General features: G+C 66.1%; 22 protein-coding genes and 1 pseudogene. 14 read left to right on the forward strand and 9 right to left on the reverse strand.

Features of this window, described 5'->3' with window-relative positions:
• Positions 1-150: 150 nt before the first annotated feature.
• Positions 151-1,794: pseudogene (locus BCL79_RS10615) on the forward strand (ABC1 kinase family protein); the annotation flags it as partial.
• Positions 1,795-2,078: 284 nt separating this feature from the next.
• Complete coding sequence (locus BCL79_RS10620) at positions 2,079-4,181, forward strand: phosphoglycerol transferase I (RefSeq protein WP_121040670.1); 2,103 nt, start codon at positions 2,079-2,081, stop codon at positions 4,179-4,181.
• A 170-nt stretch (positions 4,182-4,351) separates the two neighbouring features.
• Here the strand turns inward: BCL79_RS10620 and BCL79_RS10625 are convergent, their stop codons facing one another.
• Together BCL79_RS10625 and BCL79_RS10630 are read right to left on the reverse strand one after the other, a co-directional pair.
• Positions 4,352-6,799, reverse strand: a complete 2,448-nt coding sequence (locus BCL79_RS10625) for a DUF3772 domain-containing protein (protein WP_183073720.1) — start codon at positions 6,797-6,799, stop codon at positions 4,352-4,354.
• Positions 6,800-6,881: 82 nt separating this feature from the next.
• A complete protein-coding gene (locus BCL79_RS10630) occupies positions 6,882-7,130 on the reverse strand; it encodes a hypothetical protein (RefSeq protein WP_121040674.1) in 249 nt (82 codons plus the stop codon).
• Positions 7,131-7,313: 183 nt separating this feature from the next.
• Here BCL79_RS10630 and BCL79_RS10635 point away from each other — a divergent pair, with 183 nt between their 5' ends.
• The 3 genes from BCL79_RS10635 to BCL79_RS10645 all read left to right on the forward strand — a co-directional run bounded on the left by BCL79_RS10635 (position 7,314) and on the right by BCL79_RS10645 (position 9,632).
• Positions 7,314-7,808, forward strand: coding sequence for a lipocalin family protein (locus BCL79_RS10635; protein WP_121041318.1), 495 nt, complete (start codon positions 7,314-7,316; stop codon positions 7,806-7,808).
• 7 nt (positions 7,809-7,815) lie between these two features.
• A complete protein-coding gene (locus BCL79_RS10640; RefSeq protein WP_121040676.1) occupies positions 7,816-9,027 on the forward strand; it encodes an NAD(P)/FAD-dependent oxidoreductase in 1,212 nt (403 codons plus the stop codon).
• Positions 9,028-9,125: 98 nt separating this feature from the next.
• Positions 9,126-9,632 (forward strand): hypothetical protein, encoded by a 507-nt coding sequence (locus tag BCL79_RS10645; protein WP_121040678.1) that lies wholly within the window; start codon positions 9,126-9,128, stop codon positions 9,630-9,632.
• A gap of 82 nt (positions 9,633-9,714) precedes the next feature.
• On the opposite strand, the gene BCL79_RS10650 is transcribed toward BCL79_RS10645, so the two are convergent.
• Positions 9,715-10,149: a PepSY domain-containing protein gene (locus BCL79_RS10650; RefSeq protein WP_121040680.1), complete on the reverse strand. Its 435-nt coding sequence runs from the start codon at positions 10,147-10,149 to the stop codon at positions 9,715-9,717.
• A 140-nt stretch (positions 10,150-10,289) separates the two neighbouring features.
• Here BCL79_RS10650 and BCL79_RS10655 point away from each other — a divergent pair, with 140 nt between their 5' ends.
• From BCL79_RS10655 to BCL79_RS10665, 3 genes are read left to right on the forward strand one after another with little or no spacing between them, the layout of a single operon-like run.
• Positions 10,290-10,589, forward strand: coding sequence for a PepSY domain-containing protein (locus tag BCL79_RS10655; protein WP_121040682.1), 300 nt, complete (start codon positions 10,290-10,292; stop codon positions 10,587-10,589).
• On the forward strand, positions 10,589-11,251 hold the full coding sequence (locus BCL79_RS10660) for a response regulator transcription factor (RefSeq protein ID WP_121040684.1): 663 nt from the start codon (positions 10,589-10,591) through the stop codon (positions 11,249-11,251). The genes BCL79_RS10655 and BCL79_RS10660 overlap by 1 nt, the downstream gene beginning before the upstream one ends.
• On the forward strand, positions 11,248-12,573 hold the full coding sequence (locus BCL79_RS10665; RefSeq protein ID WP_121040686.1) for a sensor histidine kinase: 1,326 nt from the start codon (positions 11,248-11,250) through the stop codon (positions 12,571-12,573). The genes BCL79_RS10660 and BCL79_RS10665 overlap by 4 nt, the downstream gene beginning before the upstream one ends.
• A gap of 150 nt (positions 12,574-12,723) precedes the next feature.
• On the opposite strand, the gene BCL79_RS10670 is transcribed toward BCL79_RS10665, so the two are convergent.
• Together BCL79_RS10670 and speA are read right to left on the reverse strand one after the other, a co-directional pair.
• Positions 12,724-13,047 carry a DUF6122 family protein gene (locus BCL79_RS10670; RefSeq protein WP_121040688.1) on the reverse strand — a complete coding sequence of 108 codons (324 nt, stop codon included), beginning with the start codon at positions 13,045-13,047 and terminating at the stop codon, positions 12,724-12,726.
• A gap of 94 nt (positions 13,048-13,141) precedes the next feature.
• The gene (gene speA, locus BCL79_RS10675) at positions 13,142-15,031 is read right to left on the reverse strand and encodes an arginine decarboxylase (RefSeq protein WP_121040690.1); all 1,890 of its coding nucleotides are present in this window, start codon (positions 15,029-15,031) and stop codon (positions 13,142-13,144) included.
• A gap of 192 nt (positions 15,032-15,223) precedes the next feature.
• Here speA and speE point away from each other — a divergent pair, with 192 nt between their 5' ends.
• The gene (gene speE, locus BCL79_RS10680; protein WP_121040692.1) at positions 15,224-16,078 is read left to right on the forward strand and encodes a polyamine aminopropyltransferase; all 855 of its coding nucleotides are present in this window, start codon (positions 15,224-15,226) and stop codon (positions 16,076-16,078) included.
• A gap of 256 nt (positions 16,079-16,334) precedes the next feature.
• Here the strand turns inward: speE and BCL79_RS10685 are convergent, their stop codons facing one another.
• The gene (locus BCL79_RS10685) at positions 16,335-17,240 is read right to left on the reverse strand and encodes an aspartyl/asparaginyl beta-hydroxylase domain-containing protein (RefSeq protein WP_183073721.1); all 906 of its coding nucleotides are present in this window, start codon (positions 17,238-17,240) and stop codon (positions 16,335-16,337) included.
• A gap of 552 nt (positions 17,241-17,792) precedes the next feature.
• On the opposite strand from BCL79_RS10685, the gene BCL79_RS10690 reads away from it, so the two are divergent.
• On the forward strand, positions 17,793-18,446 hold the full coding sequence (locus BCL79_RS10690; protein WP_121040694.1) for an RIO1 family regulatory kinase/ATPase: 654 nt from the start codon (positions 17,793-17,795) through the stop codon (positions 18,444-18,446).
• Between the two features lie 31 nt (positions 18,447-18,477).
• Here the strand turns inward: BCL79_RS10690 and BCL79_RS10695 are convergent, their stop codons facing one another.
• Positions 18,478-18,816 (reverse strand): P-II family nitrogen regulator, encoded by a 339-nt coding sequence (locus BCL79_RS10695; protein ID WP_070472404.1) that lies wholly within the window; start codon positions 18,814-18,816, stop codon positions 18,478-18,480.
• A 126-nt stretch (positions 18,817-18,942) separates the two neighbouring features.
• On the opposite strand from BCL79_RS10695, the gene ubiK reads away from it, so the two are divergent.
• Both ubiK and BCL79_RS10705 read left to right on the forward strand, forming a co-directional pair.
• Positions 18,943-19,203, forward strand: a complete 261-nt coding sequence (gene ubiK / locus BCL79_RS10700) for a ubiquinone biosynthesis accessory factor UbiK (protein WP_121040696.1) — start codon at positions 18,943-18,945, stop codon at positions 19,201-19,203.
• An 88-nt stretch (positions 19,204-19,291) separates the two neighbouring features.
• Positions 19,292-19,675 (forward strand): hypothetical protein, encoded by a 384-nt coding sequence (locus BCL79_RS10705; protein ID WP_147433885.1) that lies wholly within the window; start codon positions 19,292-19,294, stop codon positions 19,673-19,675.
• Between the two features lie 6 nt (positions 19,676-19,681).
• Here BCL79_RS10705 and yidA read toward each other — a convergent pair whose 3' ends face one another.
• Positions 19,682-20,521: a sugar-phosphatase gene (gene yidA / locus BCL79_RS10710; protein ID WP_121040700.1), complete on the reverse strand. Its 840-nt coding sequence runs from the start codon at positions 20,519-20,521 to the stop codon at positions 19,682-19,684.
• A gap of 159 nt (positions 20,522-20,680) precedes the next feature.
• On the opposite strand from yidA, the gene BCL79_RS10715 reads away from it, so the two are divergent.
• Positions 20,681-22,189, forward strand: a complete 1,509-nt coding sequence (locus BCL79_RS10715) for a YifB family Mg chelatase-like AAA ATPase (RefSeq protein WP_121040702.1) — start codon at positions 20,681-20,683, stop codon at positions 22,187-22,189.
• Between the two features lie 189 nt (positions 22,190-22,378).
• A complete protein-coding gene (locus BCL79_RS10720; RefSeq protein ID WP_121040704.1) occupies positions 22,379-22,825 on the forward strand; it encodes a YcxB family protein in 447 nt (148 codons plus the stop codon).
• A gap of 769 nt (positions 22,826-23,594) precedes the next feature.
• Here BCL79_RS10720 and BCL79_RS10725 read toward each other — a convergent pair.
• On the reverse strand, positions 23,595-24,545 hold the full coding sequence (locus BCL79_RS10725; RefSeq protein ID WP_121040706.1) for a glutathione S-transferase family protein: 951 nt from the start codon (positions 24,543-24,545) through the stop codon (positions 23,595-23,597).
• Between the last annotated feature and the right edge of the window lie 169 nt (positions 24,546-24,714).

A 24,714-nucleotide genomic window follows, 5' to 3' on the forward strand; every position in this document is an offset into this window, starting at 1 on the left:
CCGATTCTGACCGATCCGGCCCCTGTCGCGGTAGCGGGGGCGGATTCACCGGCCCACCACTGCCACCCGGCCACACTGCCGGTGATCGTCGCCCCGGAGTCCTGCTTGAATACCACGCCCGTCGTCCCCGGTTCGCCGTCGCTGGTCAAGGGCATGAACCGCCGCAGCCAGATTCTGCGCCTGCTGTTGCGCTACCGTAATTCCGGCGTGTTTTCCGGCATGAACCTGGACGCAGGCGCGGTCCACGATGTGCCACCGGAGGGCAACCCGGAGCAGTTCGTCACCGACCTGGAATCGCTGGGGCCGACCTTTGTCAAGCTGGGGCAGATGCTTTCCACCCGCCCGGACATGGTGCCGGTGGAGTTCGCCACGGCCCTGGAGCGCATGCAGGAGAACGTCGCGCCGATCCCGGTCGAGCGCGTTGCGGCGATCATCGAAAAGGAACTGGGCGCGTCGGTATCCAAGCTGTTCGCCAGCTTCGACCCGGTGCCACTGGGCTGCGCCTCGATCGCCCAGGTGCACCGCGCCGAGCTGCACGATGGCCGCCAGGTGGCAGTCAAGGTGCAGAAGCCGGAGGTCGCCGCGCAGCTGCGCTCGGATCTGGAGGTGCTGCGCAGCTTCGCGCTGGCCGCTGACCACCTCACCCAGGTCGGCCGCCGCGTGCGCCTGCGCGACTGGCTCAATGAGTTCGCCAAAACCCTGATGCAGGAGCTCGACTACCAGGCTGAGGCCGAGAACCTTCAGCGCTTCGGCCAGCACCTCAAGCCGTTCAAACCACTGTGGGTGCCGCAGCCGATCTGGGATTACTGCAGCCACCGCGTGTTGACCATGGAGCTGGCCCAGGGCGTTCGCGTGGACATGATCCCCGATGTGCGCCGCACCGAGCAGCCGATGGCGCCGCTCGCTGCGGCATTGATCCGTGGCTATGTCGACCAGATCTTCGTGCACGGCGAGATCCACGCCGATCCGCATCCTGGCAATCTACGCGTCACGCCGGCCGGTCGCCTGGCGATTTTCGACCTGGGGATGGTCGCGCACATGCCGCCACGCCTGCGCGAGCGCTTGTTGAAACTGCTGTTCGCGGCGGTGGATGGGCGCGGCGAAGAAGTCGCCGATGAAATCATCGGCATCAGCACACGGCTGGAGTTCTTCGATGAGGAACGCTATCTGCGCGAGACCGGGCAGATCATCGCGCGATATGCCGCCAACAGCAGCTTCTCCGAGGGCCGCGTGGTGTTGGACCTGGTCCGCATCGCCACCGCCAGTGGCCTGCGCACCCCGCCGGAGCTGAGCCTGCTCGGCAAGGCGCTGCTGAATCTGGAAACCGTGTGCCGGCTGCTGTCACCGGACCTGGATACGCGCCGCATCGTGGAGAAGCAGCTGCAGCACGTGATGCGCGCACGCCTGAAGAAATCACTGTCCGCCGCCAATCTCGCCAGCGAGGCGATGGAGATGCAGCAGCTGCTGCGCGATGGGCCGCGCAAGATGACCGACATCCTCGCGCTGCTCGCCGAGAACCGCCTGCAGATGAAGGTCACCGGGCTGGAAGAATCACGCCTGATGGAAAACCTGCAGAAGATCGCCAACCGCGTCTCTGCCGGCATCGTCACCGCCGCCCTGATTCTTGCTGCGGCGATGATGATGAAGGTCGATACCGGCTGGCATCTGTTCGGCTATCCAGCCATCGCATTCACCTTGATGTTGATCGGTGTGTTCCTGGGATTGGGCATCATCCTCAGTGCGTTGATTTTCGATCGTCGTGCGCGCTCGAAGGAAGAACGCGGGCACCGCTGACGCACCTGTCGCGCGTACCACGCATTCAGACCCAACGGAAAACACCGCGGAGAACGCACGATGCACTGCAGCATCGTGCGCATGTCTTCACGTGTGTTTTACGTCGCATATCGCAGTGCGATGCGTGTGTCGGAATGTCGTTTTCAACAAACATTTCAGTCAGGTTCGTGCAGGCATGATCGAGTCATCGGCTTGTCATGCATGTGTGGTTGGGACAGCCGGTCGGATGGGACATACGTCGTCATGACGTCCATCACCACCTGTCTCCACTGCCAAAAGTGCTTATGCTCTGGATCCTGCTGCTGTCTCTGTTGCTGCTCGCCTGGCTGTTCCTCGCATCTGACACATGGGTGTGGTGGAAGGCAAGCCTGATGTCATTGCTGCTGCTGACCCTCAGTGCGTGGTGGTTGATCAACAAGTTGTCCGGTGATGGTCTCAATGCCGCCACCCTGTACCACCTCGGTGCGGACATGGAAGGCGCCGGCATCGCCGATTTCAAGCACTACATCGCCGGCTTCATCGCACTGGCCCTGCTCTCGTTGTCCCCGCTGCTGCTGGCGCGCTTCCGTCGTCGGGATCGCCCCGCACATGGCAAGGCCGTGTTCGCCGGCTTCATGGCGATGTGGTTCGTCGCGATCGTGGTCAGCCCGCTCTACAGCGATGGTCAGCGCCTGTACCAGCAGATGCGCCCGGTCGACTACAGCATGGTCAAGGCCGAGTACCGGGTGCCACAGCAGCCGCTGACCAAGCCGCGCAACATCGTGTGGATCTACGGCGAAAGCCTGGAACGCACCTATCTCAATGAAACCACCTTCCCGGACCTGATGCCCAACATCAACCGGCTGGCCGCGCAGTCGCTGGATGTGCGCGGGCTGGTCTCGGCCGAGGGCGGTGGCTGGACCATCGCCGGGCTGGTCTCCTCGATGTGCGGCGTGCCGTTGACCACCGCCAAGGAAGACGAGAACAGCATGGGCCGCATGGGCAGCTTCCTGCCTGAAGCGGTCTGCCTGGGCGATTACCTCAAGCAGCAGGGCTACACCAATCACTATCTGGGCGGGGCCAACGGCCAGTTCGCCGGCAAGGGCCAGTTCCTGGCCACGCATGGCTTCGATACCGTCGACGACCTGGCCTGGTTCAAGCAGCAGAAGATCACCCGCGCGCACTTCTCGCCGTGGGGCGTGCATGACGATGTGCTGCTGGACAAGGCATACGACCGCTTCGTGCAGCTCTCGCGCAAGGGCGAGCCGTTCATGCTGACCACGCTGACCATGGACACCCATCACCCGGCCGGTCACCTGCCCGTGGCCTGCAAAGGCACCCGCTACCAGAGCGAGCACGGCAACATCGGCATGCTCAATGCGCTCAAGTGCACCGACGGGCTGATCGCCAAGCTGGTCGACCGTATCCAGGCCAGCCCGTACGGCGAAGACACCCTGATCGTGATCGCTTCCGATCACCTGGCCATGCCGAATGATCTCAGCCACATCCTCGCCAAGCAGGACCGCGAGAATCTGCTGCTGTTCCTGGGCAAGGACATCGCCCCGCGCCAGCTGACCGCGCCGGCCGGCTCGACGCTGGATTCGGGCGCCACCCTGCTGAGCCTGATCGATCCGGCCATCGATTCGATCGGCTTCGGCCGCTCGCTGCTGCACCCGGAACGTTCGGACAGTGCGAGTGCGGCGGTGTTCCGCGACAACGGCAAGGACTACCCGCGTTACCTGGCGTTCTCGCGCTCGCTGTGGCTGGGCGACAAGACCCGCCAGCTACGCATCGATGACGACAACCAGGTGGTGATCGGCCTGCAGCATGTGCAGCCGCCGGTGCTGCTGGAGTACGACAAGCATTGGGATCTGAAATCGGTCTACCTGGAGAACACCTCCAAGCAGTTCGATCTGGCCGATCCGTCCAATACGCTGGCCTACGTGGATCGCTGCACCGCGTTCGAGGATGGCTCGGCCGATGGCGACTGGTGCGCGATGCTGGTCAACCAGGACAAGGGCATCAAGCTGTTCCGCGATGACCAGCTGCGCGGTGGCGTGGCGGTGGATGGCCCGCTGGATCCGTTCAACGGCCCGCGCCCGAGCATCCGCCAGGCGCACATGATCACCCAGAAGGGCCGCCGCACCCGCGCCGGCCAGTACATGGTGCAGCTGGTGACCAAGCAGTCACCCGACCGCGGCTTCTGGATCGAAGCGGTCTCCTCGCAGCGCAAGGTGGTGGTCGCCCAGCAGTGGGTACAGCCGGATGCCGAGGGTCGCATCAACCTGAGCTTCGGCCTGGACCACGAGGTCGATGATCTGGAAGTGCGCGCCTGGTTGAACCACGCCGAGAAGCTGGCCGTGGATACCTTCGCGCTGGTGCCGTCGCGCCGCGGCAACCGCGGCTGATGAGGTAACCCGGCCGGCCTCGGCGACCGTCGGCTGTCCCTATCGGTAGTGCCGGCCGCTGGCCGGCTCCCGGTTCTTTCTGCATCGTCTATCTGCCGGCCAGCGGCCGGCACTACCTGCATCGGGACGGTACCGACCATCGGTCGGCATCCGTCCGTCATCGGTTGCGCTTACGCGTGCGGGTCAGGCGCCGCCGGATCCCGCACCAGATGGATATCCGTCGGCGAGGACAACGCGATCCCGGCGGCGGCAAACGTCTGCAGCATCGTGAAGTACAGCTCGCTGCGCGCGCCGTACACCGCACGCGGGCCTGACACGTAGGCGAAGCTGTTGATCGCGATCTGCCCATTGGCGATCGAATCGATGAACACCGACGGTGCCGGGTCGCTCAGCACGCCCGGGTGATCGGTGTAGGCATCCAGCAGGATCTGCCGCAACGCCGCCACATCGGTGTTCAACGGCACCGAGAACTGGATCTGGATCCGGCCCTGCGCGTTGCCCATCGTCATGTTGCGGATGGTCTTGGTGATCAGCTCGGAATTGGGCACGATCAAGGTGGACTTGTCGCCGACCTGGATCTCGGTCGAACGCACGCTGATCCGCTTGATGTCGCCTTCCTGGTCGCCCAGCTTGACCCAGTCACCGATCTTGACCGGCCGCTCGGCCAGCAAGATCAGGCCCGAGACGAAGTTCTGGGTGATCGCCTGCAGACCGAAACCGATACCGACCGAGAGTGCGCTGACCACCAGCGCCAGCTTCTCGAAGCCGATGCCCAGCGCGGTCAAGCCCCACAACACCGCGGCGATGATGCCGAGGTAGCGGGTCACGGTGCTGATCGAGTTGCGTGCGCCGGCGTCCAGTTCGGTCTTGGGCAGGTAGGTATCGCTGAGCCAGCGTTGGAACGCCTGCATCACCGCCCACACCACCAGGAACACCAGCACCGCGTACATCACGGTGCTCGGCCTGAGCGTGGTCTCACCGATCTTCAGCCCGCCGGACAGCGAATCCAGCCCACCGAGGAAGGCGTTGAGATTGCCGAACGGTGCCGCCAGCGCCAGCAGGCCAAGCACGATCACACCGACCCGCAGCACCGCCGAGAGCAGCACGCCGGCCTGCTCCACCCGCGCCTCGCTGAGCCCGGTGGTCAATACGATGGTCTGTCCGGCGCGGCTGCTGGGCGCGAGCACCCAGGTGGCCAGGTCATCGGCAAACTTGAGCAGCAGCGAGACCGCCATGAACACCACCGCGACCCAGACCAGCTGCTGGGCCACGAACAGCGCGAAGTTGAGATACCCCAGCAGTGTGGCGATCACCGCCGCGGCCACGGCGATGTGGCCGACCAGGCGCGCCAGCACGATCCAGCCACTGCGGCGAGGCGCCCCCCGCACCTTGCCATCACCACCAGCGCGGGGATCGGCCCGTGCTTCGGCCTCGGCGGCTTCGGCCGCCTGACGGTTGTGCATGCGCGCCAGCGAGGTCAGGATCGCGATGATCAGCCCCAGGTAGGTCAGCGCCATCAACCCATCGGCGGCCACCGTGGTCACCTCGCTGGTGCGGGCTGCACGGTCGAGGGCGACCAGCATGATGCTCAGCCAGGTCAGGCCGGCCGCGCCCCAGGCGTACTTGCGCAGGCGCAACGCCGCGCTGTCATCCAGCGACAGCAGCCGCCACGACGGGCGCTTGGGGACCAGCAGACAGGCACTGAGCGCAGCGATGAAGGCGGCCACGAAGGTGGCTACCTCGAAGGTCTCGGCCACCTGCTGCAGGCGCGGCGGGATCGCGCCGATCGCGTCCAGCGATTCCACCAGGGCCACCGCCGCCAGGCCCGGCAACAGCGTGCCGACCAGCAGCAGCCATACCGCCAGGCCGGAGCGGCGCAGGCGTCCATCGGGTGCACGCTCGGAGGCGGCAAAGCGGCGCCCCAGCGCGCGCAGCCACAGCCGCAACGGGAAGAACAGCACCAGTGCGACCGCCAGGCCGATCAAGGGCGCGTTCCAGCCATGCTTGGCAATGGCTTTGCGGGCCGCGTCTTCGCCCAGGCGGTAAAGAATGGCCAGGCGGTGCACATCGTCCGGCACATCCTTGGCGAAGCTGCGCCACAGCGCAGGTGACAGCGGCGAGGCGACCTTGCGGCTCAGCTGTTCGCTGAACTGGGTGACCCGCATCTTCTCGATGCGCTCGCCGAGCTGCCTGGCATCCACTGAGAGCAGCTTGGCGCGGGCGATCTGCGCGGTGATGTCAGCCTTCTGCTGGTTCAGCGCCTTGCGCTGCCGGCTCACTTCCGGCGGCTCGACGGTGCCTTCGGCGACCTGGCCAAGCTGCTCGAGCCGCGCATCCACCTGCTGACGCTGCGGGTCGAGGGCGCTCTGCAGGCCGTCGGCATCGCGCTGGACGGCCAGGGCGCGGTCGGACAGCGCCTTCAGGGTTTCAGTGGTGCCCGCATCCTCCAGCGCGTCACTGGTGGCGCGCAGCTCTTTTTCGGCCTGGATCAGTTGTTTGGCCGGATCCGGGGGCGGATCCGTGGCCTGCCCGAGCGCGACCGGCGCGGCGCCGAGCCAGGTGAACAACAGCAGCCAGCCCAGCGACCGCACCACAAACGAAGAATGACGAAGCGACACGCCAGCACCAACGGTTCGCGCGGACCACCGCGCCTGCCCGCGACTATAAACCGGGCCCCGTTCAGAACAGGTATGCGGGCGCTCAGTACTTCAGGCGGAGCTCCTCGACCTGCGGCTGCAGGCGGGCATACCAGTCCTGGAACTCTTCCTCGGTGATCTCCTCGGGCGCGTAGACCGCGATCTCATCCCAGGCGTGATCGGTCGGCAACGGCTGCCGCGGCCCGGCGCGCAGGGTGTAGGTCACCCCCTCGTGGTCGAGCACATCGTCGGCGGTCTCGCGCTGCTGGCGGGCAACGCCGGTTTCGCTCTTGAGCAGAATCACCTGGTACATCCGCATCTCCATCGCTGTTGAAAGAAGCGCTGATGGCGCTCCGGCCCAGCATAGCGCCGCCCAGGCGGTCGGAGCATGACGCATCGGCAACGCACCGTTCTCGACGCCGCACTCGCCCCGGCTTCACCCGGCCGTGGCAGCAGCCGCGGCATCGTGGAATCGCATTCCCACCAGCCGTTGCCCATGACCCCACATCCCGACCTGAAAACCGTTCCCGACCTGAAGCTGCCGCGATACCTGGGCACCTGGTACGAGATCGCCCGCCTGCCGATGAAGCACGAGCCGGAAGGCTGCACCGATGTGTCCGCGCATTACAGCCTGAAAGACAACGGCCACGTCGCCGTGGTCAACCGCTGCCGCATGGGCAACGAGATCGAGCAAGCCGACGGTGAGGCCTGCCCGGTCGATAACGACACCGCGCGGCTGGAGGTCAGCTTCCTGCCCAAGGGCCTGCGCTGGCTGCCGTTTACCAAGGGCGACTACTGGGTGATTCAGATCGCACCGGATTACAGCGTCTCGCTGGTCGGCAGCCCGGACCGCAAGTTCCTCTGGCTGCTGGCGCGCACCCCCACACTCGACCGCACCACGCAGGAGCACTACCTGGCCCAGGCACGGCTGCAGGGCTTCGACCTGACCGAGCTGATCCAGACCCCGCACACCGGCCACCCCACCGCCTGAGGCTGCCATGGATCTGAAGAGCGGGTATCCGTTCTGGGCCGTGCGCAACGGCCTGATGCATGCATTTCCCCCGTTGGAGAAGGATCTCAACTGCGAGGTGCTGGTCGTCGGCGGCGGCATCAGTGGCGCGCTGATTGCGGACGAGCTGTGCGCGCACGGCCATGATGTGGCGCTGATCGAACAGCGCGACATCGGCTGGGGCAGCACCGCCGCCAGCACTGCGTTGCTGCAGTATGAGATTGACACGCACCTGATCGACCTGGCCCAACGCTACGGCGAGGACGCGGCGGTGCTGGCCTATCAGGCCTGTGCCGAGGCGATCCCGGCCATCTGCAAGGTGGCCGCGCCGTTCCGCGATGTGGACTGCCAGCGCATGGCCAGCCTGTACTACGCGAGCAAGCGCGGGCACCAGGCGGTACTGGCCGAAGAGTGCGCACTGCGTGCCAAGCACGGCTTCGATGTGCGCTGGCTGGACAGCGAGGCGGTCCAGGCCGAGTACGGCATCCGCGCACCGGGCGCGATCCTCAGTGCGCTCGCCGCACGCATCGACCCCTACCGGCTCACCTACCGGCTGCTGATGCGGCTGCACACGCGCGGCTGTGGCGTCTACGACCGCACCGTGCTCGATACGCTCACCCCGACCCCGCGTGGCGTCACCGCGACCACGCTGGGCGGCGCGCGCATCCGTGCCCGCCACGTGGTGCTGGCCACTGGCTATGCCGGGCAGCGCTGGTTGAAGCCCTCGGTGGCCCGCAACCGCAGCAGCTATGCCTTCATCACCGATCCGATCCACCCGGACCTGCTGGGCCCGCTGCGCGGGACCATGGCCTGGGAATCGGCGCGCCCCTATCTCTATCTGCGCAGTACTGGCGACAACCGGCTGCTGATCGGCGGTGAGGATGACGCCATCGATCTCCCGGCGCGGCGCGACCGGCGGGTGGAGAGCAAGACCGTCACGCTGCTCAGGAAGACCGCCAAACTGTTCCCGCACCTGCCACTGCAGCCGGCCTTCTCCTGGGGCGGCACCTTCGCCGAGACCCACGATGGCCTGCCGTTCTTCGGCCCCCACCCGCAATGGGGGCCACGGGTACTGTTCGCGATGGCCTACGGCGGCAACGGGATCACCTACTCCATGATCGGCGCCGGACTGCTGCGGGCGCGGATCGAACGCCGCCGGCATCCGCTGTCCACGCTGTTCGGATTTGACCGGTTGCGCTGAGTTCCCCTTGCAACGCACGCCATGACAGGCATCATTCAAACTACGGCTGCTAGCGTCAGCGCTGTCGGCCGTCCCGCCTGTCTGCTCCGGAGCCTCTCATGACCCGCCTGCTTCCCCTGCTGCTGTGCCTGTCCCTGCCCGGTGTGGCGCTGGCCCAGTCTGCCGCAGGCGCCACCGGCCCGCAGTCCTCGACCGGGCTGGACCTGAGCATCCCGGACGCCCCGCTGCAGTACCTGAGCGATCAATCGCTGCGCGGCGACCCGCCCGGCACCTTCTACGGCGACCGCACCGGCCGGCGCTCCACCGAGCGGGCCGCCAACGGCATCGCCCACGTGACCGATGACAAGCTGCGGGTCAACGGCAGCTTCACCACCGGCATCGGCTATTCCGAGAATTACGGCAACAGCCATTACAACGCAGCCGAGCTCAATCTGAGCAAGAACTACACCACGGACGAGGGCAACACCCGCAACGTCAACGTCAATATCCGGGTGAGCGAGGGCAAGGGCCCCGGCTTCTTCGGTCCGTATGGCTATGACGGCTTCGGGGGTTATGGCGGTTACGACCGTGGCCCGGGCTACTGGGATTACCCGGCGCGCTGGTAAGCGCTGCAGCCCCCAGGCAATGACGCGGACGGCCGGGGAAACCCGGCCGTTCGTACATCCAGCGCGCGGTGGCGCGGCCGGATCAGTCCCACCAGCCATCGCGCTTGCTGGCGAGCACGCGGCCATCGTAGCCACTCATGCGCACTTCCACGCGCTGGTTGCGGGCGTTGTGCGCATCCAGGGTCCAGGTCGCGCCATCGCGCTCGATCGATTCGATCTGCGTCAGCCCGGCCTTGCCCGCCAGCGCCAGGATCTGCCCGGCGTCCAGCACGGCGCGGCCATCGCGCGGATCGAAGATCTCGCCCTGGGTGTCATCGATGATCACTTCATCGACCGTGCCGTCCTTGCGGGTCACGTCCGCTTCCCACACGCCATCGTCGTGCTCCAGCTCATGCACCTGGGTATAGCCGGCCGCGCTCAGCTTGGCCTGGACCTGGGCGGCCGACAGGTTGGCGGCAAAGGCCGGGGTGGCGAACAGCGCAGCGGCCAGGGCGGTAGCGGCAATCATCGTCTTCATGGGAATCCTTGAGGGGGCACCGGTCCATTCCGGCGCCGCCAGTCTGGCCACCGCGCCTAACCAGACCATGAGGGCGACTGTTAGATACTGTTTAGACCGCCCCGGTATACCGGTGGCCTGCCCTTCGCCTGCGTGCCCGCATGTCTGCCCTGTCCCTGATGCTGCCCCTGCTGCTGACCCTCGCCCCGCAGGACCCAATGCGGGTGCTCGACGGTGGCAGCCGCCAGCAGGACAGCGTGCGCCAGGCGGTGCGGCAGGGCCGCTTCGTGCCGCTGGAACAGGTGGTCGCCGATGCGCTGCGTCGCTACCCCGGCAAGCTGATCGAGGTGGAACTGGATGACGGGAAATACGAGGTCGAGATCCTCGGCCCGGATGGCGTGGTGATGGAGCTGGATTACGATGCCGCCACCGGCCGCCTGCTGAAAATGGAAAAAGACTGATGCGCGTGCTGCTTGCCGAAGATGACGCCCTGCTCGCCAGCCGGCTGCAGACGCTGCTGGAAGAGGCCGGCTACGTGGTCATCCACAGTGCGGAGGGGCGGGATGCCGAGTACCAGGGGCAGATCCAGGACATCGCCGCGGCCGTGGTCGATCTGGGCCTGCCGGGCCTGGACGGGCTGAGCGTGATCGAACGCTGGCGCCAGGCCGGGCGCGATTTCCCGGTGCTGGTGCTGACCGCCCGCGCCCGCTGGCACGACAAACTGGCCGGCTTCGATGCCGGCGCCGATGACTACCTGACCAAACCCTTCCAGCCCGAAGAACTGCTGCTGCGCCTGCGCGCCCTGATCCGCCGCAGTGCCGGCCACGCGCATCCGCGCCTGCAGTGCGGCCCGCTGGTGCTGGACGTCAACGCCGGCCGCTTCGAGCTGGACGGCGCGCCGCTGGCACTCAGCGCGCAGGAGCACCGCATCCTCAGCTACTTCATGCATCACCCTGATACCGTGTTGAGCCGCTCCCGGCTGGGCGAGAACGTCTACGAAGACGGCTTCGATCCAGACTCCAACACGCTGGATGTGCTGATCGGCCGCATCCGCCGCAAGCTCGGCAGCGAGCTGATCCACACGCATCGCGGCCAGGGCTTCCGCCTCTCGGCAACGCCATGACCACCGGCTCGCTGCGCACCCGCCTGCTGGTGGCCGGTGGCCTGGGCCTGGTGCTGGTGTCGGCCTTGGCGACCTGGTGGCTGGGCGCGATGTTCGAGCGTTCAGCGCGGACCGCGATGGATGAGCGCCTGGGCAACGATCTGATCGCGGTGCTGGCACTGGCCGAAAGCGATGCCAACGGCCAGCTGCAGTGGCGCGACACGCTGGCTGACGAGCGCTACCGCCGCGTGTTCTCCGGCGACTACTGGCAGGTGCTGGACCAACAAGGCCGCCCGCTCGGGCAATCGCGCTCGCTGTGGGACGGCTCGCTGGCCGCGCCAAGCGCACTGCGACCGGGTCCGGCGCAGGCCTTCGATGCTCCCGGCCCGCTGCAGCAATCCCTGCGCGTGCTGGCCCAGCAGGTCACCCTGCCCCGCGCCGCCGCGCCGGTGATCGTGATGGTCGCCACCGACCGCAGCCCGTTGGATGCCCAGGTCGCCAGTTTCCGGCAACGCACCGCGCTCGCGCTGGCCGTGCTCATCGCTGTGTGGTTCGGCGTACTGGTGACCCAGGTGCATTACGGCCTGCGGCCGCTGGCCGAACTGGGCCGCATTGCCGGGCAGGTCCGCAACGGCGAGAACGTGCGCTTCCCGCAGCAGGGCCTGGTGAAAGAAGTCGCGCCGCTGGCCGGCCAGCTCAACGCGCTGCTCGACCATCATCAGCGCATGGTGGTACGCGCACGCCGCAGCGCCGAAGACCTGGCGCACGCGCTGAAGACGCCGCTGACCGTGCTCACCACCGAGGCCGAGGGCGACGGCAGCGACTGGCGCCAGACCCTGCGCAGCGAGACCGCGCGCATGCAGGCCAGCATCGATCGTTACCTCGCTGCAGGCCTGGGCGCCGACAGCCAGCAGCGCACGCCGGTGGCGCCGGTGGTGAGTGCGCTGTGCGGGCTGATGCAGCGCGTGCATGCCGCGCGTGGGCTGCGTTTTACGTGCGACAGCGACACCACGGGGGTATTCGCCGGTGCGCGCGAGGATCTGGAAGAGATGCTGGGCAACCTGCTCGACAATGCGGGCAAGTGGGCCAGTCACGCAGTGCGCGTGGAGGTGGCACCACGGGAGGGTCAGCTGCGCATCACGGTGAGTGATGACGGTCCCGGGCTTCCCGCGGAGCAGCTGCAGCACGTGCTGGAACGCGGCGTGCGGCTGGATGAGCGCGCGGCCGGGAGTGGGCTGGGATTGTCGATCGTGGCCGACATTGCCGAGAGTTACGGTGGAACGCTGGTGCTGGCCAATGGCGCGCCGGGGTTGCAGGCGACGTTGACGTTGCCGGCAGGGTAAGAGCTGCCCTCGCTGACGGCATTGCTTGTGCCGTTGGTAGTGCCGGCCGCTGGCCGGCTCCCCGACCCTGCGTGGTGCCGGCCAGCGGCCGGCACTACCGGTCATGCGTAGCGGATCGGAGGCTGCACGAGATCCACGCGTAGCGTGGATTCACCTGCCGGCGTGCATCCACCAGCAATCAATGGCATCCAGCACGATGTGGATGATCAGACCGATACCGAACAGCCGCGTCTTCTTCGGCACACACAACCCCGCGTATACCGCGATCGCTGGCGCCGTGTGCAATGGATGGAAACCGATGCTGCAGCGGTTCGGGGCGTAGATCGGGTCGGCCAGCAGGTGGTCCAGATCGATGATCCAGCCCAGCAGCATCAGCACCCAGGCGGACATGAAACGCTTGCGCCAGAACATCCACGCCAGCACCGCTGGTACGGCCGCATGCAGGAACAGATGAAAGATCGCGCGGGCGCTCATGGGGTTTCCAGGTGCCTTGAAGGAACCGACGGGCCGTGACCGACGCTACCGACGACCGGGTGAGGCCCGAAGGCCATCACCCGTCGCCACCGGCTTACGCCAGGGGCTCGTCGGACAGGTACGTGTAGCCGGTCAGACCGGCTTCCAGTGCCTCGGCCAGTTCCTGCGCGCGCTCGGGCGAGAGCTTCGCCGCCGCCACGCGCTCGGCATAGCTGGCGCGCAGATCGGCCAGGCTGTAGCCCACGTAGTCCAGCATCACATCGGTGGTATCACCGCGGCGCTGCTGGGTGATCGCGTAGCCATCGGCATCGGCCAGCACTTCCACCGCGTCGGTATCACCGAACAGGTTGTGGATATCGCCGAGGATTTCCTGGTATGCGCCCACCATGAAGAACGCGATGCGGTAGCTCTCCCCGGACTTCAGCGCATGCAGCGGCAGCGAGGTATCCAGGCTCTCGTTCTCGACATAGGTTTTCACCATGCCGTCCGAATCGCAGGTCATGTCCGCGATGATGCCGCGGCGCTCGGGCTGCTCGTTCAGGCGCTCGATCGGCACGATCGGGAACACCTGGTCGATCGCCCAGGCATCCGGAATCGATTCGAACACGCTGAAGTTGACGAAGTATTTGTCGACAAGACGTTCGTTCAACTCGTCCAGCGCCGGGCGATGGCTCTTTTCGTCATAGCTCAGGCGGGCACGCACGGCATGGGCGATGGCGTAGAACAGATCGTCGATACGGGCGCGCTGCGGCAGGTCGATCTGGCCCAGCGCATAGCTGGACAGGCCTTCGGCATGGAAGTGCTGCGCTTCCTGGAACAGCTCCACCGCCGGGCGCTCGTCGAGCTCGGCGTGGATCTCGCGCAGGTGGCGGATCGCCGCCGGCTCGTCGTCGTGCTGGTCCGGCACGCGGCCTTCCTGCGCCTCTTCCACCTCCGAGACGTTGGCGATCAGCACCGCGTGGTGCGCGGTCATCGCGCGGCCGCACTCGGTGACGATCCGCGGCGGGGTCAGGCCGTGCTCCTCGCAGGCATTGGCCAGCGGCTGCACGATGTTGCTGGCGTAGGAGTTCAGGCCGTAATTGATCGAGCAGAAGCTGCGCGAGCGGGTGCCTTCGTAATCCACGCCCAGGCCACCGCCGACGTCCACGTGGGTGATCTTCGCGCCCAGGCGCGAGAGCTCCACGAAGTAGCGGGTGGCTTCGCGCATGCCATTGGCGATGTCGCGCACGTTGGAGATCTGCGAGCCCATGTGGAAATGCAGCAGGCTCAGGCAATCGGCGTATTCGGTATCGCGCAGCGACTTCCACAGGTCCAGCAGCTGGCGCGGCGAGAGGCCGAACTTGGCCTTGTCGCCGCCGCTGTTCTGCCACTTGCCCGCGCCCAGCGAGGCCAGGCGCATGCGCACGCCCAGGCCCGGCTTGACGTCCAGCGCCTTGGATTCCTCCAGCACCAGCTTCAGCTCGGAAGGCTTCTCGATCACGATGAAGGTCTGCAGGCCCAGCTTGCGGCCGATCAGGGCCAGGCGGATGTACTCGCGGTCCTTGTAGCCATTGCAGACGATCAGCCCGCCCGGGCGCGACAGCGCCAGCACGGCCATCAACTCGGGCTTGCTGCCCGCTTCCAGCCCGAAGCCCTCGCCGTGGTGACTGGCCAGAGTGCCGGCCACGCCACGGTGCTGGTTGACCTTGATCGGGTACACGGCGGTGTAGCCGCCCGGGTAGTCCCAGTCGGTCTGCGCCTGCGCGAACGCGGCCTGCAGCTTGCCCAGGCGCTGGCCCAGGATGTCCGGGAAGCGCACCAGCAGCGGCAGCTTGGCGCCGGCCTCGCGGGCGGCATCCACGATCTTGGGCAAGGACACCACCGGGCCGTCCTGGCCAGTCGGTCTCACCACCATGTGTCCTGCCTGATCCACGTCGAAGTAACCATCCGCCCAATGCGGAATCGAGTAGGTCTTGCGGGCTTGGTCGAGGGACCAATCGGTCATTTCAGTGGGCCTGGTTGGTAAAAAAGGGGGTGCATGATAACGCCTATGTGGCGACAGCTCCGTTATCATGCGCGCCCGCGCCCGTGCTCAGGCTTGAAACCTGAACGGGCCAACCCGTCCGGACGTGGCTTGCGCCACGCGGCACCGCCGCCAGCCCGGCTCCAACACCCATCCGAACAGGACTGCTATTCCATGACTGACAACAACAACTGGTACATCGAACACTTCGAGCGCACCGGCTCGGCCATCGGCTACCGCCTGACCGGCAAGCTGGATGAAGTGCAGTCGCCGTTCCAGAAGATCGAGATCTTCGCGACCACCGATTGGGGCAACCTGATGACCATCGATGGCGCCATCATGTTGACCAGCAAGGACAACTTCTTCTACCACGAGATGATCAGCCACCCGGTGCTGTTCACCCATGCCGCGCCCAAGCGCGTGGTGATCATCGGCGGCGGCGACTGCGGCACCCTGCGCGAAGTGCTCAAGCACGAAGGCGTGGAGAGCGTGACCCAGTGCGACATCGACGAGCAGGTCACCGTGATGGCCCGCAAGCATTTCCCGGAACTGTGCGATTCCAACGACGATCCGCGCGCCGAGCTGATGTTCGACGACGGCGTGGCCTACATGGCCAACTGCCCGGCCGGCAGCGTGGACGTGGTGATCGTGGACTCGACCGATCCGGTCGGCCCGGGCGAAGGCCTGTTCAACAAGGCGTTCTACGAGAGCTGCTTCAAGGCCCTGAAGGACGACGGCATCCTGGTGCAGCAGTCCGAATCGCCGCTGATGCAGCTGGACCTGATCAACGAAATGCGCGCCGAGATGGGCAAGGCCGGCTTCGGTTCGTTCAAGACCCTGCCGTTCCCGCAGCCGTGCTACCCGACCGGCTGGTGGAGCGTGACCCTGGCCCGCAAGGGCGAGAGCAGCTTCGATTTCCGCCAGGCCGATTCGGCCGCCAAGTCGTTCGATACGCTGTACTACACCGCCGCGCTGCACACCGGCGTGCTGGTGACCCCGCCGTTCGTGGCTTCAGCCCTGAAGGGCTGATGCGTTAAGCGTCGGTTTCGATCGTTGCCGCGCTTCGCGCGGCCAGCCGACCAACGGTCGGCTCTACCGGTCGCCTTCGGCCCGGGTGTTGATCGGCCGGCCCCGGCAATGAAGGCGTAGGCACCGACCGTTGGTCGGTGCGCCCTGAAACCGCGATGCATGCGGACAAACAAAAAACCCGCGCTGGCGACAGCGCGGGTTTTTTGCGTTTACGGTAGTGCCGGCCGCTGGCCGGCAACCTCATGAAACCAAGGCCTCAGATCGCCCAGATCCCCGCGATCACCGCCACCACCAGGCCCCACTTGATCACCTGGTAGGCGACCACGCTGCGCTCGCGCAGCGCCTTGGCCTTCAGGCGCACCTTGTAGACGCTGCCGAAGGCCTTGTTGACGCCACCGGTCGGGTCACCCGGCAGGTTCGGCGAAGCACCACCGGCCAGCAGCGTGGAGGCCACCGCGCGGTTGAACAGGCCCGGCAGGCCGAAGCGCAGCGGGCGGGCGATATCGCAGAACAGGATCACGCGGTCGTCCGGTGTTTCGTTGTGTGCGTGGTGGATGTAGGTCTCATCGAACATCATCCACTCGCCATCGCGCCAGCTCTTGCGGATGCCGTCCACTTCGATATAGCAGGCGTCGTCGTTCGGCGTGGCCAGGCCCAGGTGCAGGCGCAGCGAGCCGGCGAAGGGATCCCGGTGCGGGCGCAGTTCGCTGCCGGAGGGCAGCTGGGCGAACATCGCCGCGCGCACGTCCGGCAGCGATTCCAGCAGCGCGGTGGTCTTCGGGCACAGCGCCTTGGCCGACGGGTGCGACGGGCCGTACCACTTCAGGTAGAAGCGCTTCCAGCCGCGGCGGAAGAACGAGTTGAAGCCGGCATCGTTGAAGGTACTGGAGGCGGCGATCTTGTCCGCATCGCGCAGGGCCAGCGCTTCGTCGCGGATCATCTGCCAGTTCTGGCGCAGCGGCTCGAGCTGCGGGAATTCCTTGGCCGGGTCGAGGAACGGCGTGGTCGGCACCTTCGAGAACGCGTACATGATCACGTTGATCGGGGCCATGAAGCTGGAGTGGTCCAGCAGCTGGCGCGACCAGCGCGCGCGCACCTTGCCGCGGTAATGGATGTACAGCACGCAGGCGATGAACAGCCCTGCCAGCACGATCTTGATCATCAGTCTTCCTCCGGCATGGCCGGACCCGAAATGGTGGGGGCGATGCACGGTAGCGACCGGCATCGAAAGGGCGGCAGAAGGCGGGGACGTGCCGGAGAGGGGCGGCCGCCGATGTCGCGAGCAACAGCATATGGTCGGCAGCGCCTGCGTCGCGGTCAAGCATGGGCTGAGCGATGTTCAGCGCGGCGTGGCTCAACGGCCCCCCCAGCGGAAGGCTGCGGGTGCTTGCCTGCGCTGGGAGCAGGCGGGCGCGCGGAGCGCCTGAGGTCCGTCGAATGGCCCCCTGCACGGGGCGCACGGCAGCCGTGCCTGCCCTGCACTCTCCAGCAATGGCAGCCAACCGGCTGATTGAAAACGAAATTCTTCCAAGCGATACAAGATTGTCCGCTTCAGCGTGACGAACTGTTCCACGCTGGGCTACGACATTTCTCCGACATCATCTGGATTCGTGTACTGGCGAGTACTAAAATTAACGAAATCTTTAGTTCCCCACAGTAAGCAGCACCGGTACGCCTGACGCATTGCGCCGACCGCCGGGTCGCACAGACCCCTATGAACACAATTGTTGCCCCGTGTGTCGATGACACCGCCCCCGCCGAGCTGCTCAAGCGCGGTGAACGCCTCTTGGAACCCGACGTCTACCGCACCTGCCTCAATGGCCAGCCCGCGGTGGTCAAGGATTACACCCGGTATCGCGGCACCCCGCTGTCGCCGATCGCCCGCCTGCTGGTCCGCCGCGAAGCGCGCATCCTGCAGCGCCTGAGCGGCTGGAAGCACGCCCCGGCCCTGCTCGGCACCATCGGCGGCCTCGCGCTGGGCATGGAGTTCATTCCCGGCCAGACCCTGAGCGCGGCCCAGTCGGTCGGCATCGAGGTCTTCGAGCAACTGCAGTACGCGCTCACCCGCCTGCACGCCGCCGGCATCACCCACAACGATCTGCACGGCACCAACGTGATGGTCAGCGGTGGCGTGCCGGTGCTGGTCGATTTCACCTCGGCCTGGCGCAGCCCGCGCTGGCTGCCGGTGCACCCGGTCTCGCGCCAGCTGCGCCGCAGCGACATGAAGAACCTGCTGAAGATGCGCCAGCGCCTGACCGGCGAGCGCCCCAGCGCTTCCGAGGCGGCCCAGGTGGCCGACCCGCGCTGGGTGGCCGGCGTGCGCGTGGCCTGGAAGCGCTTCTACCGCTGGTTCAAGGGCCACGCCTGATCGCGGGTGCCCCCGGGAAAGCCGGCGCGCGTTACAGCGCGTCGGCGTCCAGCTCACCGGTGCGGATGCGCACCACGCTGCCCAGGTCGTACACGAAGACCTTGCCGTCACCGATCTTGCCGGTGCCGGCGGCTTTGACGATGGCTTCCACCACCTCTTCGACCTGATTGTCGACGACCGCCACTTCGATCTTCACCTTGGGCAGGAAATCGACCACATACTCCGCCCCGCGGTAGAGCTCGGTGTGGCCCTTCTGCCGCCCGAAGCCCTTGACCTCGGTGACCGTGATCCCGGTGACGCCGCGCTCGGCCAGCGCTTCGCGCACGTCGTCGAGCTTGAACGGCTTGACCACCGCCATGACCATCTTCATCCGTCTGCACTCCTGTGTTCCAGGCTGCGAGGATAACGCCTGTCCGCCGGTGAACGCGATGCGCGCAGTCCGTGCCGCCGGCAGCGTGGCGGCTTATCCTTGGCACATACCCCGCGGAGCCGCAGCATGATCGACCTCAACCACCTCGATGACCTCGCCCGCCGCCTGAGCGACATGGTCCCCCCGGGCCTGCGCCAGTCGCGCGAAGAACTGCAGGCCACCTTCAAGACCGCGCTGCAGGCCGGGCTGGGCAAGCTGGACCTGGTGACCCGCGAGGAATTCGACGTGCAGCGTGCCGTGCTGCTGCGGACCCGCGAGAAGCTGGAGGCGCTGGAGAAGGTGGTGGCCGAGCTGGAAGCGCGTGGGGCGGCTGCGCCTCGCGAGTGAGGCAACGCCAGGATCTGCGGAGGCGGCAGCGGCTGCCCTCCATCCACGATGCGACAAGGACGTCCGAATGAGTGAACAAGGTTCCCAGATGCTGGCTATCGCCGGTACCAGCCTCGTGGCAGTGATCGTCGCCATGTACCTGATGCGCTTCATCCGGATCGACGGCGCGTTTGGCCGCAGCGCCTACCGCGTCGTCTTCTCCGTGCTGGCTGGACTGCTCGCACCGACACTGGTTGTCGGTGGCCACGGCGCGCTGCCTGCCCCGTTCATCGCCTGCCTCCCATTGCTCGCGCACAACACCACGTCCATTGCCGCGCTGGAGCTGGGCGGGTACGGCCTGCTCGCCATCGGTACGGGCATCAGTGGTGGAGAAATGTGGGTCTTCACCCTGCCGACCCTGCTGGTGTTTGCACTGATGATGGCGTTGCCCTGGTCGAGCGCGAAGCGTCGCCGCAGCCGCGCGAGGGGATAACGCGCGTTACACGTCCTGCAGCACGAACCGCTCGATCGCCAACGCAACGCCATCCTCGGCGTTGCTCGCCGTCTCGAAGCGCGCCGTCTGCTTGACCGCCGGAATCGCGTTGCCCATGGCGACGCTGGTGCCGGCGAACTGCAGCATGGTCAGGTCGTTCTCCTGATCGCCCACCGCCATCACGTTGGCGCGGTCCACGCCGAGGTGCGCGGCCAGCTTCTCCAGGCTCGGGCCCTTGCCGGCGCGGTGATCGAACACTTCCAGGAAGAACGGCGCGCTCTTGAGCACCGCGAAACGGTCGGTCAGTTCCGACGGCAGGCGCTGGATGGCGGCATCCAGTACCTCCGGCTCGTCGATCATCATCAGTTTGATGAACTGCATCGCCGGGTCCATGTCCGCCACCCGGCGATACGACAGCGGCACGTTCGACAGGTGCGAATCGGCCACGGTGTAGATACTGATGTCCTGGTTGGGCGTGTACATGCGGCGGCCATCGAGCGCCTGGAAGTGGATACCGAGCTCGCGTGAGATCCGCTCACAGAACACGAAGTCCTCGAAACTCAGCGGAAACTCGATGACGCGCTGGCCGCTGCCGATGTTCTGCACCACGGCGCCATTGCAGGCGATGCAATAGTCCTGCTCGCTCTCGATCCCCAACTGCTGCAGGAACGGCGCCATCCCCGACACCGGACGGCCGCTGGCCAGCACCACCTGGACGCCCTGCGCGCGGGCGCGGGCGATGGCCTGCATCACCCGGGGCGTGAGCGTGTGCGCGGGGTCGAGCAGGGTCCCGTCCATGTCGATGGCGACCAGTTCGATGGGGCCGGAGCGGTGGTGCATATCCATGGTGTTCGACGGCGTAGTGCGTGGGGGCATCCAGTCTAGCGGCAGTGCCGGACACGGGGGCGGTGCTTGCCTACCCCACGGCGCGGCAAGTGCTGATGGGTCAGGTGCTCCGTGTGCTGCCATTGTGCTTGGCATGCCGCAGACCCCGGAAACAACCGCATGAGCCTTGCACTGGTGCACAGCCGTGCCCGTGCCGGCGTCAAAGCGCCGGCCGTAAGGATCGAGGTATTCCTGTCCGGCGGGTTGCCGCATACCCAGATCGTGGGGCTGCCGGCCGCCGCCGTGCGGGAATCGCGCGACCGCGTGCGCGCCGCCCTGATCTGCGCACGCTTCGAGTTTCCGCAGCGGCGCATCACCATCAACCTGGCCCCGGCCGATCTGCCCAAGGAGGGTGGGCGATTCGATCTGGCCATCGCGCTGGGCATTCTCGCCGCCAGTGGCCAGATCGATGCGCAGTCCTTGGACAAGTACGAGTTCCTCGGCGAACTGGCCCTGACCGGCGAACTGCGCGGTGTCGACGGCGTCCTGCCTGCGGCGATCGCTGCCGCCCGGGACGGTCGCAGCCTCATCGTGGCCGCCGCGAACAGCGAGGAAGCCGCGCTGGCCCAGCACGCCGACGTACGCGTCGCCCGCACCCTGCTGGCGGTCTGCAGCGCCCTTGAGAGCGGCACGCTGCCACCTGCCGTGGCGGCTGACCCACTCCCGGCCGGCACTCCCGACCTGCGCGACGTGCGCGGCCAGCTGCAGGCGCGCCGGGCGCTGGAGGTGGCGGCGGCCGGCGGGCATCACCTGTTGCTGCTCGGCACGCCCGGCTGCGGCAAGACCCTGCTGGCCTCGCGCCTGCCCGGCATCCTGCCCGCCGCCAGCGAGCTGGAGGCCCTGGAAGCGGCCACCATCGCCTCCTGCAGTGGCCAGGGCCTTGATGCGGGGCGCTGGAGACAGCGGCCCTACAGAGCGCCGCACCACACAGCCAGCGCGGTCGCGCTTATCGGGGGCGGCTCGCATCCTCGCCCTGGCGAGATATCGCTGGCGCACAACGGCGTCTTGTTCCTGGATGAACTCCCGGAGTGGAGTCGACACGCGCTGGAGGTCATGCGCGAGCCGATCGAATCCGGGGTTGCCGTCGTCAGCCGCGCTGCGCGTACCGAGCGTTTTCCTGCGCGGTTTCAGCTCGTTGCGGCGATGAACCCCTGCCCCTGTGGCTGGGCCGGGGATCGCAGCGGGCGCTGTCTCTGCACCGAAGAGGTCATCCGTCGCTACCGCGGGCGTGTCTCCGGGCCATTGATGGACCGCATCGACCTGCATGTGGAAGTGCCGCGGCTGGACCCGCGCGAGCTGCGCGATGACGCGCCGCTTGGCGAGGACAGCGCGAGTGTTCGCGCCCGTGTGGTGGCCGCGCGGGAAGTGCAGTTGCTGCGAAGTGGCAAGGCCAATGCACAGCTGCTGCCGTTCGAGCTGAGCGAGCACTGCCGGCTGTCACGGGAGGATCAGCAACTGCTGGAGGATGCAGTGGAGCGGTTGCAGCTGTCAGCGCGCTCGATGCATCGCATCCTGCGGGTGGCGCGGACATTGGCGGATCTGGGCCATGCGCAGGACATCGCGACGGCGCATGTGGCGGAGGCGATCGGGTATCGGCAGTTGGATCGGGGTGGGGTCGCTCAGTGCTAGTCGTTCCGCGGCCAACACGGAAGTGAATGCTTCCGGACTGACGCAATGCCGACAGCGACTAAGGCACTCATCGACGCCCCACCGATTGCATGAATCAATATTGGCGCCATGTACGGGCACCTTGCGATAGCCACAGGCGACCATGCACAGGCCGCTATGATTCAACGACCAAGGTGGACTGGAGTCCGTATGGAGCACCCGCACTCGCGCATCGAGATTGACGTGTCATACCAGCTCGCCGAATACCGGCAGCTGCTGCATGACGTCATCGCGATGGACATGGCGACCGGGAACGCGCAGACCCATCCTGCCAACCCGTGGAACTGGCCGATCATGCAGAAGGTCGTCCTGGCCATTGTGGTCCCGCCGATCTTTGCCTGGAAGATGCTCCGCGTTGGTCGCTGCCTGTTCGTCCTCAGTGCGGCAGGCATCTCGCGGACAAGCAAGGGCATTACTGCCTCGCGAACCTGGGACCAGGTCAAGCGCGTCCAGCGGCTACAGGCCGCCTACCTCATCGAACTGCTGGAGGGCGGCGCGATGCCCATTCCTTTCCGGGAGATGGACACGGAGCAACGCCAGCAGTTTGAGCAGTTGCTGACGTCCATTCCCGTGGTGATCCTGAAACCGGCTCGATAACGGATTGGCAGCTGCGTCAGTAAGCCCGCTCCGACCCCACCGGCACGATCCCTGACGGATTGAGATGCCAATGGCTTATTCATGAGCCTTCAACCCCGCTGGATCATCGCCTGATGCCGCCAGCGAGTTGTATTTCGTACAAATTGCATTGAGACGGCACGCCCTGCACGCAAGAATGCTGTTCTTGCTGACCCAACCCATGATCGAGCGTGATCCTGCACCCTCCCAAATCACCACCTGCTTCGGGCGTTCGATCCGGTGTACCACTGTCGGTACTGGTCGCCGCGCTCTGTATTTCCCAGGCTGCCCAAGCCATCGATACGTCCAGTTGCACTGAACTCTGGTTCGACACCACGAAGGACGGCGGCAGGTTGATCCAAAGAACACCGGATCGCATTCAGAGCTGCACGGGGAAGAAGAACGACGACCCGGCACGGGACACCGGCTTCCGTTTCGCCAATGGCATGTTCTACCAGTACTCCACCCACCGTAAACGCAGCAGTCCGTGTTCGGCCAACGGTGTGGGCAACATGGGACAGATACTAGATCCTGTCTGCTGGGTGCCAAGTAAACTCCAAGTCCACCGTACGGAGATAGTGCGGACCTTCTGGCTGGTCAGCTCACGAGTGCAGCCACCTGAACTGCCACCAAGTAGCGATAGGACAACCGCTCATCCACTTTAGAGCTGAAGCTGTTGAGTGCATTTGAAAGAACTTACGGGCAAGCCGGTCCCCCTGGCAGGGTTGGACACGGCCACCGAGCGGTGGCCTCAGTAACCCCATTCCGGCCCCACCGGCACGATCCCCGACGGATTGAGATGCCGATGACTCCCGTAATAGTGGTGCTTGATGTGCTCGAAATTCACCGTATTCGCCACCTCGCGAATCGCCATCATCCGCGCCACGAACGCATGCAGACCAGCGAAGTCTGCAATGCGCCGCATGTTGCACTTGAAGTGCACGTAGTAGACCGAATCGAAGCGGATCAAGGTGGTGAACAGACGGATATCAGCTTCGGTCATGGCATCGCCCACCAGCCACTCGCGTTGCTGAAGGCGCTCGTCCAACCAGCTGAGTGAATCGAACAACGGGCCAACAGCCTCCTCATAGGCCTTCTGCGTTGACGCAAAGCCCGCCTTGTACACACCGTTGTTGACGGTCGCGTACACACGCTCGTTGACCTGATCGATCTCGGTGCGCAGCGCAATCGGATAGAAATCGCCGGCCTTCGCACCCAACCCGTCATAGGCAGTGTTGAACATGCGAATGATGTCCGCCGATTCATTGCTGACGATCGTCCCACGCTCCCGATCCCACAGCACCGGCACGGTCACCTTGCCGGTCATCCCAGGTTTGGCGGCGGCATACAGTTCATGCAGATAGCGTGCACCGCGTTCGGGCTCCGGCGTTACCTGCGGGCCGGGCTCAAAGGTCCAGCCCTGATCACCCATGTGCCAGTTGACCACCGACACCGGCACCAGATCTTCCAAGCCCTTCAGCGCGCGCACGATCAGCGCGCGGTGTGCCCACGGGCAGGCGAGACTCACATACAGGCGAAACTCCCCAGGCGCGGCTTTGACACCAGGCTCGCCATTCGGGCCAGCGCTGCCGTCAGCGCTCAACCAATCGCGGAAGGTGGATTCCTCGCGCTTGAAATGACCGTCCTTGTCAGCGGCACCCGCGGTGCCTTCCTGCCATGTTCCATCGACCAGCATGCCCATCGCGGGAGTACTCCTCTGATAGCGGTGTGTGATGCGCCGGTGGTGTGTGCCGGCTTCTACAGCGGGTTGTAGCAAACGCATCGGCAATGCCCGGTGATGGGCCCTCGCAGCGGGTGCATGTTTCATCGCGTTCATCGCCGCAGCACACGCAGCTGCGGCAGAATGTCGA

The sequence above is a fragment of the Stenotrophomonas rhizophila genome (assembly GCF_003651185.1).
Classification (GTDB): Bacteria; Pseudomonadota; Gammaproteobacteria; order Xanthomonadales; family Xanthomonadaceae; genus Stenotrophomonas; species Stenotrophomonas maltophilia_Z.

Bases quoted from the DNA above. Each gene is read 5' to 3' on its own strand.
- BCL79_RS10620 (WP_121040670.1), top strand. From the start codon at position 2,079: ATGCTCTGGATCCTGCTGCTGTCTCTGTTGCTGCTCGCCTGGCTGTTC.
- BCL79_RS10630 (WP_121040674.1), bottom strand. From the start codon at position 7,130: ATGTACCAGGTGATTCTGCTCAAGAGCGAAACCGGCGTTGCCCGCCAG.
- BCL79_RS10635 (WP_121041318.1), top strand. From the start codon at position 7,314: ATGACCCCACATCCCGACCTGAAAACCGTTCCCGACCTGAAGCTGCCG.
- BCL79_RS10640 (WP_121040676.1), top strand. From the start codon at position 7,816: ATGGATCTGAAGAGCGGGTATCCGTTCTGGGCCGTGCGCAACGGCCTG.
- BCL79_RS10645 (WP_121040678.1), top strand. From the start codon at position 9,126: ATGACCCGCCTGCTTCCCCTGCTGCTGTGCCTGTCCCTGCCCGGTGTG.
- BCL79_RS10650 (WP_121040680.1), bottom strand. From the start codon at position 10,149: ATGAAGACGATGATTGCCGCTACCGCCCTGGCCGCTGCGCTGTTCGCC.
- BCL79_RS10655 (WP_121040682.1), top strand. From the start codon at position 10,290: ATGTCTGCCCTGTCCCTGATGCTGCCCCTGCTGCTGACCCTCGCCCCG.
- BCL79_RS10660 (WP_121040684.1), top strand. From the start codon at position 10,589: ATGCGCGTGCTGCTTGCCGAAGATGACGCCCTGCTCGCCAGCCGGCTG.
- BCL79_RS10665 (WP_121040686.1), top strand. From the start codon at position 11,248: ATGACCACCGGCTCGCTGCGCACCCGCCTGCTGGTGGCCGGTGGCCTG.
- BCL79_RS10670 (WP_121040688.1), bottom strand. From the start codon at position 13,047: ATGAGCGCCCGCGCGATCTTTCATCTGTTCCTGCATGCGGCCGTACCA.
- speA (WP_121040690.1), bottom strand. From the start codon at position 15,031: ATGACCGATTGGTCCCTCGACCAAGCCCGCAAGACCTACTCGATTCCG.
- speE (WP_121040692.1), top strand. From the start codon at position 15,224: ATGACTGACAACAACAACTGGTACATCGAACACTTCGAGCGCACCGGC.
- BCL79_RS10685 (WP_183073721.1), bottom strand. From the start codon at position 17,240: ATGATCAAGATCGTGCTGGCAGGGCTGTTCATCGCCTGCGTGCTGTAC.
- BCL79_RS10690 (WP_121040694.1), top strand. From the start codon at position 17,793: ATGAACACAATTGTTGCCCCGTGTGTCGATGACACCGCCCCCGCCGAG.
- BCL79_RS10695 (WP_070472404.1), bottom strand. From the start codon at position 18,816: ATGAAGATGGTCATGGCGGTGGTCAAGCCGTTCAAGCTCGACGACGTG.
- ubiK (WP_121040696.1), top strand. From the start codon at position 18,943: ATGATCGACCTCAACCACCTCGATGACCTCGCCCGCCGCCTGAGCGAC.
- BCL79_RS10705 (WP_147433885.1), top strand. From the start codon at position 19,292: ATGCTGGCTATCGCCGGTACCAGCCTCGTGGCAGTGATCGTCGCCATG.
- yidA (WP_121040700.1), bottom strand. From the start codon at position 20,521: ATGGATATGCACCACCGCTCCGGCCCCATCGAACTGGTCGCCATCGAC.
- BCL79_RS10715 (WP_121040702.1), top strand. From the start codon at position 20,681: ATGAGCCTTGCACTGGTGCACAGCCGTGCCCGTGCCGGCGTCAAAGCG.
- BCL79_RS10720 (WP_121040704.1), top strand. From the start codon at position 22,379: ATGGAGCACCCGCACTCGCGCATCGAGATTGACGTGTCATACCAGCTC.
- BCL79_RS10725 (WP_121040706.1), bottom strand. From the start codon at position 24,545: ATGGGCATGCTGGTCGATGGAACATGGCAGGAAGGCACCGCGGGTGCC.